The organism is Blastococcus sp. TF02A-35, assembly GCF_004571075.1.
Lineage (GTDB): Bacteria > Actinomycetota > Actinomycetes > Mycobacteriales > Geodermatophilaceae > Blastococcus.
This window is the reverse complement of record NZ_SPQP01000001.1, coordinates 70,077-81,034: the sequence shown is the minus strand read 5'-3', so window position 1 is coordinate 81,034 and position 10,958 is coordinate 70,077. Positions and strand designations below refer to the sequence as shown.

At 75.3% G+C, this 10,958-nt stretch carries 10 protein-coding genes and 1 tRNA gene; 6 read left to right on the top strand and 5 right to left on the bottom strand.

The features are described from left to right. Window positions 1-6 precede the first annotated feature (6 nt). Window positions 7-1,227: an MFS transporter gene (locus E4P43_RS00395; RefSeq protein ID WP_135143437.1), complete on the bottom strand. Its 1,221-nt coding sequence runs from the start codon at window positions 1,225-1,227 to the stop codon at window positions 7-9. A gap of 116 nt (window positions 1,228-1,343) precedes the next feature. Between E4P43_RS00395 and E4P43_RS00390 the strand changes: the two genes are divergently transcribed. The 4 genes from E4P43_RS00390 to E4P43_RS00375 all read left to right on the top strand — a co-directional run bounded on the left by E4P43_RS00390 (window position 1,344) and on the right by E4P43_RS00375 (window position 6,334). Further along, window positions 1,344-1,431, top strand: a tRNA-Ser gene (locus E4P43_RS00390). Between the two features lie 252 nt (window positions 1,432-1,683). Further along, window positions 1,684-3,957, top strand: a complete 2,274-nt coding sequence (locus tag E4P43_RS00385; RefSeq protein ID WP_135143436.1) for an immune inhibitor A domain-containing protein — start codon at window positions 1,684-1,686, stop codon at window positions 3,955-3,957. 411 nt (window positions 3,958-4,368) lie between these two features. Next, window positions 4,369-5,208 (top strand): hypothetical protein, encoded by an 840-nt coding sequence (locus tag E4P43_RS00380; RefSeq protein ID WP_135143435.1) that lies wholly within the window; start codon window positions 4,369-4,371, stop codon window positions 5,206-5,208. An 85-nt stretch (window positions 5,209-5,293) separates the two neighbouring features. Beyond that, window positions 5,294-6,334: a GGDEF domain-containing protein gene (locus tag E4P43_RS00375; protein ID WP_245158838.1), complete on the top strand. Its 1,041-nt coding sequence runs from the start codon at window positions 5,294-5,296 to the stop codon at window positions 6,332-6,334. Window positions 6,335-6,338: 4 nt separating this feature from the next. Here the strand turns inward: E4P43_RS00375 and E4P43_RS00370 are convergent, their stop codons facing one another. Genes E4P43_RS00370 through E4P43_RS00355 form a run of 4 tightly spaced genes read right to left on the bottom strand, consistent with a single transcriptional unit; the run spans window position 6,339 to window position 9,500 of the window. After that, complete coding sequence (locus E4P43_RS00370; protein ID WP_135143434.1) at window positions 6,339-7,454, bottom strand: geranylgeranyl reductase family protein; 1,116 nt, start codon at window positions 7,452-7,454, stop codon at window positions 6,339-6,341. 27 nt (window positions 7,455-7,481) lie between these two features. Beyond that, window positions 7,482-8,417, bottom strand: coding sequence for an alpha/beta fold hydrolase (locus E4P43_RS00365; protein WP_135143433.1), 936 nt, complete (start codon window positions 8,415-8,417; stop codon window positions 7,482-7,484). Window positions 8,418-8,469: 52 nt separating this feature from the next. Further along, window positions 8,470-9,045 (bottom strand): TIGR00730 family Rossman fold protein, encoded by a 576-nt coding sequence (locus tag E4P43_RS00360; protein ID WP_245158837.1) that lies wholly within the window; start codon window positions 9,043-9,045, stop codon window positions 8,470-8,472. Further along, a complete protein-coding gene (locus E4P43_RS00355) occupies window positions 9,042-9,500 on the bottom strand; it encodes a MaoC family dehydratase (RefSeq protein ID WP_135143432.1) in 459 nt (152 codons plus the stop codon). Before E4P43_RS00355 ends, E4P43_RS00360 begins: the two co-directional genes overlap by 4 nt. Before the next feature lie 124 nt (window positions 9,501-9,624). Here E4P43_RS00355 and E4P43_RS00350 point away from each other — a divergent pair, with 124 nt between their 5' ends. Both E4P43_RS00350 and E4P43_RS00345 read left to right on the top strand, forming a co-directional pair. Further along, window positions 9,625-10,116, top strand: coding sequence for an NUDIX hydrolase (locus E4P43_RS00350; protein ID WP_135143431.1), 492 nt, complete (start codon window positions 9,625-9,627; stop codon window positions 10,114-10,116). Window positions 10,117-10,156: 40 nt separating this feature from the next. Beyond that, window positions 10,157-10,945 carry a hypothetical protein gene (locus tag E4P43_RS00345; RefSeq protein WP_135143430.1) on the top strand — a complete coding sequence of 263 codons (789 nt, stop codon included), beginning with the start codon at window positions 10,157-10,159 and terminating at the stop codon, window positions 10,943-10,945. Window positions 10,946-10,958 lie beyond the last annotated feature (13 nt).

Below are 10,958 nucleotides of genomic sequence, written 5' to 3'. Positions count from 1 at the left end.
GGCGCGTCAGACGCGCGGGCCCACCAGCCGGGGGCGGGCGGCGGCGATCCCGACGACCAGCTGGGCGACGACCACGACCAGCAGCAGCACCAGGCCGGGCTCCCAGGCGCCGGTGGCCTCGTGCAGCAGGCCGACGCCCAGCGGGCCGGTGGCGGCCAGCAGGTAGCCGACGCTCTGCGCGGACGCCGAGAGCCGGCCGGTCTGGGCGACGTCGCGGGTGCGCTGCAGGATCAGCGTCATCGCCAGCGGGAACGAGATGCCGGTGCCCAGCCCGTAGAGCAGCGCCCACAGCAGCGGGGCCGCCGTGGGCGCGGCCAGGAGCCCGACGACGCCGGCGACGACGGGCAGCGTGCCGACCAGCACCCACCCCGCCTGGCCGGGCCGTCGCGCGGCCAGCGGCGGGACGAGCAGCGACGCGGGCAGCCCCAGCGCCGCGGCCAGCGCCACGGTGCCACCGGCGGCCACGGGGGAGCTGCCGGACTGGGCCTCGAGGATGTCGGCCAGCCAGGTGAGCATCGCGTAGAAGGACAGCGACTGGAGGCCGAAGAAGAGGGTGACGGCCAGCGCCACGCGGTCCCGCAGGACGGCGGTGCGGGCGCCGCTGGGCGCGGCCGGCGGGCGGGGGACACCGCGCCGGGCGTGGGCGAGGGCGGCCACGGCGACGAGGGCGACCAGCACGAGCACGCCCCAGAGCAGCAGCCCGGTCACCGCGCTGCCGGCGGCGCCGGCCAGCGGCTGGGCGAGGCCGGCGCCGATGCTCGCCGAGGCAGCCATCGAGGCGGTGACCATGCCCAGGACCAGCGCGCTCCGGGCGCCGTACTCCGCGCGCGCTGCCGCGGGCAGCAGCACGTTGGCCACCGCGATGCCGCCGGTCAGCAGGACCGTGCCGACGTAGAGGCCCGGCGCCCCCGCCATGCGGAGGAGCACGCCCGCGGCCAGGGCGACCATGCCCAGCAGCACCGCACGGTGCACCCCCAGGCGGGTCGCCAGCGCCGGGGCGAAGGGCGAGACCAGGCCGAAGCAGACCAGCGGGAGCGCGGTGACGACGGCCAGCGCCCCGGTGGAGAGCGACAGCTCCTCGCCCAGCTCGCCGAGCAGCGGCCCGACGGCGGCGAACGGCGCGCGCAGGCACAGCGCGACGAGCACCAGGACGACGGCGGGGAGCACGAGCAGCCACCGGGAGCGGTGCTCGGTGGCGTTCTCGGTCTGCGTCCCGGCCCCCGTCATGACGTCCATGCTGACCCTCGCCGCCACGGCCGGTGCGCCCGGGTCGCGACGCCGGGGGGCGCGGGGCCAGGGCTGCCGGGCCGCGGCCGGGGTGGCCAACTAGCCTGGGGCGGCCAGGAGGGCTCGCCTAGTGGCCGATGGCGGCGGTCTTGAAAACCGCTAAGAGGTAACCCCTCTTCGTGGGTTCGAATCCCACGCCCTCCGCTCGCTGTCCCAGATGCTGGGACGCCAACCAAGATTTTTCTTGCACTGCGCATCTGTTTCGCCGAGGTGAAGACCCAGCTCAGAGCGGGCGTCCGCGGCGGGCGCTGCGTGTCGCGGTGTGACCGGTCCGTCTCGGTACGTAGACACCCGTTGCGGCGCTCACCTAACGTCCCCGACGGCCGCCCGCGAGGGCCTCCGGTGACTCCCCACCGCACGGCTGGGTGGCCCATCCTCTGATCCAGGAGAACGTCCTTGAAGAGAGCTCTGGCCGTCGTTGCCGGTGCCGCCCTGGTCATGGCGGTCCCCGTGACGGCTTCCGCCGCACCACCCGCCGCGCCTCCCGCCGACGAGCCGCAGGCCGGCCCGGACCGCGCCCACGACCTGCCCCACCCGCTCGGTGACAAGCAGCGCGCCCAGCGGGCCGCCGCCACCGAGAAGGTGCTGACCGGCAAGGCTGCGCCGCGCGGCAAGAACAAGGTCGTGGAGGTGTCCAACGGCCAGTACGTCGAGCTGGCCCAGGAGGACAGCGACGCGATCTGGACCGTCCTCGGCGAGTTCGGCGACCTGGGGCACAACGAGATCCCCCGGCCCGACCGCACGGTGGACAACACCACGATCTGGACCGAGGACTTCTCGCAGGGCTACTTCGACACGCTGCTCTACAGCAGTGCGGCCGGCGTGAACTCGGTGGCCAACTTCTACGAGGAGCTGTCCTCCGGCCGCTACACCGTCACCGGCGAGGTCGAGGACTGGGTGACCGTCGACGGCCACCCGGCGGCGTACTACGGCGAGGGCGACGACGGCCAGCGGCCGTGGGAGTTCGTGAACGAGTCGGTCGACACCTGGTACGCGAACCAGGTCGCCGCCGGCCGGACCGCCGAGGAGATCGACGCGTACCTGTCCCAGTTCGACGTCTGGGACCGCTACGACCACGACGGCGACGGCGACTTCGACGAGGCCGACGGCTACATCGACCACTTCCAGGCCGTGCACGCCGGCATGGGCGAGGAGGTCGGGGGCGGTGCCCTCGGGGCGGACGCCATCTGGTCGCACCGCTGGTACAACCAGACGACCGGTATCGGCGAGGGCGGCCCCACCGTCGGCGGCGAGGTCAACCCGCTCGGCGGGACCCAGGTCGGCGAGTCCCGCTACTGGATCGGTGACTACACGGTCGAGCCGGAGAACGGCGGCGTCGGCGTCTTCGCCCACGAGTTCGGGCACGACCTCGGTCTGCCGGACCTCTACGACACCTCCGGCAACGCCGGCGGGGCGGAGAACAGCACCGCCTTCTGGACGCTCATGAGCTCCGGCTCCTACGGCAACTCCGGCCGCCCCGAGGACGGCATCGGCACCAAGCCGATCCACATGGGGGCCTGGGAGAAGCTGCAGCTGGGCTGGCTCGACTACGAGGTCGTCCGGTACGGGCAGAAGACCGAGGTCAAGCTCGGCCCGGCCACGCACACCACCGACGCCGCGCAGGCCGTGATCGCGCTCCTGCCCGACCGCGAGGTGACCGTCGACCTGGGCGCGCCGTTCGAGGGCGCCGACTACTGGTACTCCGGCAACGGGAACGACGTCGACCACAGCATGCTGGCCCCGCTGCCGGCCGGCGCCACCACGCTGACCGCCAAGGCCCGGTACGCCATCGAGGAGGACTGGGACTACGCCTACGCGGTGTACTCCACCGACGGCGGCAGCACCTTCACGACGCTGCCGACCAACCGGTCGACCGGCACCGACCCCAACGGCCAGAACTTCGGCAACGGCATCACCGGCTCCACCGGTGGCCAGTGGGTCGACCTGACCGCCGACCTGGCCGGCGTGCCCGCGGGCGCGCTCGTCGGCTTCCGCTACTGGACCGACGGCGCGGCGGTCGAGCAGGGCCTCGCGGTCGACGCCGTCGCGTTCGGCGGCACCCCGGTGACGGACTGGACGCTCGACGGGTTCACCGTCACCACGGGCAAGGCCACGGAGTCGCACTTCAACGCCTACATCGCCGAGAACCGGGCCTACACCGGCTACGACGCGGGCCTGCGGACCGGCCCGTACAACTTCGGTGACCCCTCGCGGCCGGACTGGGCGGAGCACCTGCCCTACCAGGACGGGCTGCTGATCAGCTACTGGAACGAGCAGTACGAGGACAACAGCGTCGGCGCCCACCCGGGCGGCGGTCTCGTCCTCCCGGTCGACGCCCACCCGGAGCTGCTGTACGAGCCCACGGCCGACGAGGGCCAGCGGGGCAACCACGAGATGTGGCGCCCCCGGGTGCAGTCCTACGACTCCACGTTCGGGCTGGACGCGACCGACCGCGTCACGCTGCACGACCCGGACACCGGGGTCGCGAAGACCTACGGCGGCCTGAAGGCCGTGCCCACGTTCGACGACCGGAAGGACTGGTACGTCGAGCCCGGCTCCAAGCCCGACGCCAGCGGCTGGACCGGCGTCGACGTCCCGCGCACGGGCACGAAGATCACCGTGGCCGGCGTGAGCGCCGACCGCACCTTCATGCAGGTCCGGTTCAACTGAGCTGAGCGCTCCGCGAACGGCCCGTCGGCACCCGCCGGCGGGCCGTTCCGCGTTCCGGGCCGGCAGGCGCGAGCGATGTGCGTCAGGGGCGCACCACGGCAGCCCGGACGCGCCCACCGCGCACATCGCCGGCGGGCCCGCGGCGACACGCCGCGACATGCCGGTCGGGCCGGCCGCCGACCCCGTGACCGCGGCGCGAGTGCCGTGTTTCCGCAGGTCAGCCGACCGATTGTCGACATGGCGCCGGGGCAGGGGGAGGGTCACCAGCGGGTCCCGGTGGCCCCCGCAACGATCCGGTGACGGGCCGGTCGGGGCGGGTCCGGAACCGGTCCGGCGACCCCCCCGGCAGCCGTAGCTTCTGCACCACACCGCGGTACTTCCCGCCGCGGCGAGGGCACCGAGGAGTTCCCCGTGACCATGGGCACGTTGATGGTGTGGCCGGCCACCGCACTGCTGGGCTTTCTGCTGTGCACCGCCGTGGTGGTGGTCCTCGGAGCCAGCTCGACCGCCCGCTACGAGTTCGAGCGCAACGGCGCCCGGACCTCCGAGGCCGCGCTCGCCCGGAGCATGGGCAACCACCCGGCCGGCCGCCGCGCCGCCGGCGCCCGCGCGGCCACGGCGACCGAGGGGCGTCCCCAGGCGGTCGCCGTGGCCGTCCGCCCCGTCGAGGCGCCGCCGGCTCCGGCGCCCGCCGTCACCGGCCCGACCTGGTGGCTGGTCGGGGAGACCGCCCAGGTGGTCAGCGGCCCGTTCGACGACCGGCTGGACGCCGACTGGGCGGCCCTCAACTCCGGGGTCCCCGCCGTGGCCGTCTACGGCGCCCGCCGCGGTGACGGGACCGTGGCCCCCCGCCCCTCGCCCGAGGACCGGGCGTGGCTGGCCGAGCTCGGCGACCAGCTGGACCGCCTGCCCGAGGACTGGGACGCGCTGCTGTCGGACACCGACCCGCTGACCACCCTCGTCGTGGAGATCGCCGCCGCCCTCCTCGAGGCCGGGCTGCCGCTCTTCGACGCCGGCCAGGCGACGCCCTCCGGTGGCGTGTGGCTGGCGCCCGACGCCGCCACCTGCGGCGTGGTGGTCAGCTGGCGGACGCACCACCGGATGAGCGTGCAGGGGTCCCGCGGCCAGGAGGCGGAGAGCGCCGTCCAGGAGCTGATGAACGGCACGGTCGCCGACGTGCTGGCCCAGCTCGGGTTCGTCGTCGAGGTCTTCGGCCCGGCCGGCACCCCGATGGTCACGGCGCTGCGCTGACCCGGCCATCCAATTGGGCACAACCGAAATGTGATCCGCGCCCCGTGGCGCTAAGGAAACCCCCGTTGCGTGCCGATGGGGACGTGTGAGGATCCCGCCGTCGCTGCGAGCGCGCGAGCCGCGTGCTGCCGCGCGCACGGCGGTGCTCGTCCTGCTCGTCTGCTCCGGGATGATGGCGCTGGTCGGCATCATGGGGCCCTCCGCCGACGGGGACGCCAGCCGGTCGGTCGTCTGGGCCTGCTGCGCCGGCCTGCTCCTCACGGCCGGCGTCTACCACTGGGTCCCGGCCACGCTGCTGGACCGGGCCGGCGGCTTCATCGGGCTGGCCGTCGTCGGGGTGACGGTGCTCTGCACGCTCGCGGTCTCCGCCGGCGGCACGTCGACCCGCGCGCAGGCGTTCCTCGTCTTCGTCGTCCTCTACGCCGGGTTCCACCTGCGCACCGCCGGCGCCCTGCTGGTCACCTCCCAGACGGTGGTCGCCGGCGGCATCATGCTGTTCACCAGCGACGCCGTGGAGTCCGCGCTGACCGACTTCGTCTTCTTCGGCTCCATGCTGGGCGTCACCGGCGTGCTCCTCGCCCGCTCCTCCAACTCCCACGAGCGGCTGGTCGGGGCGCTCAAGCGCCAGGCCGACGTCGACGCCCTCACCGGGCTGGTCACCCGCCGGGTCCTCGACCGGGCCCTCAGCAGCGCCCTGGCGCGGACCGGCCCCCAGGAGGGGACGGCGCTGCTGCTCATGGACGTCGACGAGTTCAAGTCCATCAACGACGTGCACGGCCACCTCGCCGGTGACGACGCGCTCGTCCACCTCTCGCGGATCGTCAAGCTCCAGACGCGGTCCAGCGACGCCGTGGTGAGCCGGATGGGCGGCGACGAGGTCGCCGTCCTGCTGCGCAGCTGCTCCCGCGAGACCGCCGTGCGCCGGGCCGAGCACCTGCTCGACGCCGTGCGCGGCGAGCCGCTGGTGCTCCCCGACGGCACGCTCTACGGGCTGTCGATCAGCGTCGGTGTCGCGCACGCCGACACCCGCACCGACGACCTGCGCACGCTGTACGCGGCGGCCGACGAGGCCCTCTACGCCGCCAAGCGCGGTGGGCGCGGGCGCGTCGAGGCCGCGTTCGCCTGACCCGCTAGCGCAGCCGCCGCGCGGCCGCCGCCAGCGTCCGGGGCGTGAGGCGGCCGTCGGCCAGCCCGAGCGCGACCACGTCGTCGAACACGCGCTGGTCGGCCGCCGCGCCGCGGAACACCGCGTCCATCAGCAGCGGCCACCGGCTGAGCGCCGAGGCCGCCGACGAGTGCCGCAGGTGCCGGCCGAGCCGACGCGTCAGGGCCGCGCGGTGGGCAGCGCCGGCGTCCGCCCCGGCCACCGCCGCCTGCCCGGCCATCGCGCCGGAGAGCACGGCGTAGAAGATGCCCTCGCCGGTGAGCGGGTTGATCAGCGAGGCGGCGTCACCGGCCAGCAGCACCCGGCCGTCGGGCTGCCGGGGCCGCCCGGTGCTCAGCGGCAGCCGGTGCGCGCGGAGGTCGTCGGCCGCCACCCCCGGCAGCAGGCGCTGCAGCCCGTCGAGGAGCCCGGCGCGGGTGGCGCCGCCGGAGACCAGCTCCCCGTAGCCGACGTTCGCCCGCCCGTCCCCGAGGGGGAAGGACCACGCGTAGGCCGGCCAGCGCTGCTCGGTGGTGAGGATGACCTGGACGCCGTCCTGGCCGGGTGGGACGGGCGCGTACCCGCGGATGGCCACGGCGAGCTGGTCGTCACGGTTGCGGGGGGCCCGCAGCGCCCGGCGGACGACCGACTCCGCGCCGTCGGCGCCCACCAGCACGCCCGCGCTGAGCGCGCCGTCGACCTCGACCCGGTCCGGCCGCACCGTCACCTGCCGCACGAGGTGCCGGCGCAGAGCCGCCCCGGCGTCCTGTGCCGCCGCGACCAGCCGGGCGTCCAGGACGGCGCGAGGGACCACGTGCGAGGGGCGCTCGGTGGCCCGCTCGACCGTTGTGCCCCGGGGTGAGCGCAGCCGCAGCCGCGGGACGGCCGGGTAGCCGGCGGTGACGGCGGCGGGGTCGACGCCCAGGCCCGCCAGCACGTCGAGCGCCTCGGGGGCGATGCCGTCGCCGCACACCTTGTCGCGCGGGAAGTCCGCCCGGTCGAGCAGGAGCACGCGGGCCGCCGGGTCCGCGCGACGGGCGGCCAGCGCGCACGCTGCCCCGGCCGGGCCTGCGCCCACGACGACGACGTCCCAGTGCTCCACGACGGGAACGCTAGGCAGCCGGCCGGCTCACCGCCCGACGGGCCTCGCGACGCCGTCCCAGTTCTGCGCCAGCAGGCGCCGCCAGCTGTCCAGGTCGTGGTCGGCCGGCTCGGTCGAGCCGACGAAGTCCAGCAGCACGTCGCAGAACCGGTCGGGCTCGTCGAGGTGCGGCCAGTGGCCGGCGCCGTCGAACACCTCGACCCGGGCGCTGGGGACCTGCGAGCGCACAGCCTCGGCGTGCGCCGCGGGCACGATCGGGTCCCGGCTGCCCCAGATCACCAGCATCGGGACGGCGTCGGCGAGGTAGAGCCGGTCCAGGGCGCTGACGGACTGGCCGCGGGCGTCGACCACGCCGCGCAGCGTGCGCAGGAACGCCCGCCGGGCCTCGACGTCCTTGAGGGCCAGCATCGCGTCGACCGCCTGGGCGAGGTCACCGATGCGCCGCCACCCGGCCACCCGCCCGGCCCGCTCCACGACCTGCAGCCCGGACCGCAGCGGGCCGGAGACCTGCGCGAGCGCGGTGACGACGACCTCCGCGCCGGGCAGGGTGGCCGCCCGCAGCCCGGCCGAGAGCTCCGGCCCCAGGCCGCCGCTGCCCACCAGCGCGAGCCGCTCGCACCGCTCGGGGAACTGGTAGGCGAACTGCAGGGCGATCCCGCCGCCGAGGGAGTGGCCGACGACGGTGGCCTTCTCCACGTCCAGCACCGACAGCAGGTCGCGCATGCCGTTGGCGTACGCGGCCAGCGAGTAGTCGCCCCGCGGCTTGTCGGAGTTGCCGTGCCCGAGGAGGTCCGGCGCGATGACGGTGTGCGTCTCGGCCAGCCGGTCGATGACCTTCGACCAGGTCTGGCAGTTGTTCCCGATGCCGTGCAGGAGCAGCAGGACCGGGCCGCTGCCGGCCCGGACGAAGGCGCGCTTGTGCCCGTGCACGACACGGCTCTCGGCGACCTGGCGGGTTGGCATCGCCCCAGTGCACCACGTTCTGTGTTGCCGCGGGGTTACGCCTACCGCGAGTTCACGACGAGGAGGGTGCCGTCCACTTCCGCGGCGGGTGCTCGTAACCCTCGACGAAGGACAGCAGGCCCGCGGCGTCGTGCACGACGCCGAGCGCGTCGAGCCGGCGGCCGTCGAGGTAGCCGTCGTCGACCATCCGGCGCAGCTGGGCGAGCAGCGGCTGCCAGAAGCCGTCGACGTCGAGCAGCAGCGTGGGCTTGGCGTGCAGGCCGAGCATCCCCCAGGTCCACGCCTCGAAGAGCTCCTCGAGGGTGCCGGCGGCGCCGGGGAGGGCGACGAAGGCGTCGGAGAGCTCGGCCATGCGGGCCTTGCGCTCGTGCATGTCCTGTACGACGTCGAGGCGGGGCAGGCCCGTGTGGGCGACCTCGTCGTCGACCAGGTGCTGCGGCATGACGCCGATGACCTCGCCGCCGGCGGCGAGCGCGGCGTCGGCGACCGTGCCCATCATCCCGACGTGCCCGCCGCCGTAGACGATGCCGACCCCGGCCCGCGCGAGGTCGGTGGCGAACGCGGTGGCCGCGGCGGCGTGGGACGGCGGCCCGGCGTGCGACCCGGTGAAGACGGCGACGCGCATCATCCGCCGTAGTAGCGGTAGACGGGCTCGGCGATGCAGACCGGCTTGTCGCCGCCCTCGCGCTCGATCACGCAGGAGAAGGTGAGCTGCTTGCCACCGGTGATCTGCTCCACGCCGGCCAGCGTGGCGGTGAGCCGCACGCGGGAGCCCACGGGCACCGGCGAGGGGAAGCGCACCTTGTTGAGGCCGTAGTTGACGCCCATCACCGTGTCGGTGACCAGCAGGACCTGCCCGAACAGCGGCACCAGCAGGGAGAGGGTCAGGTAGCCGTGGGCGATCGGCCCGCCGAACGGGCTCTCCTTCGTCGCGCGCTCGACGTCGACGTGGATCCACTGGTGGTCACCGGTGGCGTCGGCGAACAGGTTCACGTGCTCCTGGGTGACGTCGTACCAGTCGCTGGTGCCGAGCTCGGTGCCGATCAGCCCGTCCAGCTCCGCCATGGTCGTGGTGGTGGTCATCGCCGTTCCTCCGTCGCCGTGGGCCCCGCGCCTCGCGGGTGCCTCCCGGCAACTTAGCCGGGTGCCGCTCCGGGCCCGCGGCGGTGCCTGGCCGACGACCGGTCCCTCGGGGTTCACTGGCCGGGTGCTCGCCTCCACCGACGGCTGGACCCTCTGCGCCCAGGGGCACCGGCACTGGGGCCGCGCCGGCGCCGCCGGCCTGCTGGTCCACCGGGACGGCGACGACGGCCCGGAGCTGCTCCTGCAGCACCGGGCGCGGTGGTCGCACCACGGCGGTACCTGGGGGACGCCCGGTGGTGCGCTGCACGAGGGGGAGAGCCCGGAGGCCGGGGCGCTGCGCGAGGCCGGCGAGGAGCTGGGGCTGACCGCCGGGGACCTCGTGCTGGGCGCGCACTCGGTCGACGACCACGGCGGATGGGCCTACACGACGGTGCTCGCCCGGCCGGCGCGGCCGTTCGAGGCCGGTGACCTGCGGCTGGACGGCGAGAGCGACGGCGTCGCCTGGGTGCCGCGGGACCGGCTGGGGGAGGTCGAGCTGCACCCCGGCCTGGCGGCGTCGCTGGGACGGCTGTGGCTGCTGATGCGTCACCCGGACGGAGGAATACATACCGGGTGAGTGGGCACTCCTTCCCTGATGTCCCCGCCCCCGGCCCGGGGTGGGGCAGCACCACCGCACCGCCACGAAGGAGCCGGCCCTGTCCCGCCACGCCGCAGCCCGCACCGGACGCCACGGTTCCACCGTCTCCGGTGCCGGCCGCCACGAGCGCCGCACCCGGAGCAAGGGTTTCCTGCTCGCGCTCGCCCTCGTCTGCGCCGGCATGCTCGCCGCGGTCCCGCTGACGCTGATGCTCATCGGCGGCTCCGGCAGCGGCGACGGCGGCGGCAGCAGCTCCTCCCGCGACTCCGACGGGGTCTTCGCCGGCAACGGGGACACCCGGACCGGCGGGCCGGCCGGCATCACCACCGAGGCCAGCCGCACCCCCGCGCCCGGGGACACGCCGCTGGCCCCCGCCGGGGAGACGCAGGCCGACGGTGCCCCCGCGGGTGCTGCCGGTGGTGCCCAGAACGGCGGCGGCGGTGCCCAGGGCGGCGCGGCCGGTGCCGGCTCCGGCTCGGGCGGTGGCGCCCCGGCGGGCGGTGGCAGCGGTCCGGCCGGTGGTGGCGGCGCGCCTGCCGGGTCAGGTGGGTCCGGCTGGACCGCCGGCGGTCAGCCGGCCCCGGCTCCCGCGCCCGCGCAGCAGCAGCCCCCCGCGCAGCAGCAGCCCCCCGCGCAGCAGCCGGCACCGCAGCAGCCCGCCCCGCAGCAGCCGCCGGCCCAGCAGCCGCCCAAGACCGACGCCGAGGGCCGGCCGTGCCCCTGCCAGCTGGTCAACGGCGTCCTCACCAGCCTGGCCAGCATCACCGACCCGCTGGGCGACGCCGTCGGCGGCCTGCTCGGCAAGTGACGCGCCTGCCCGC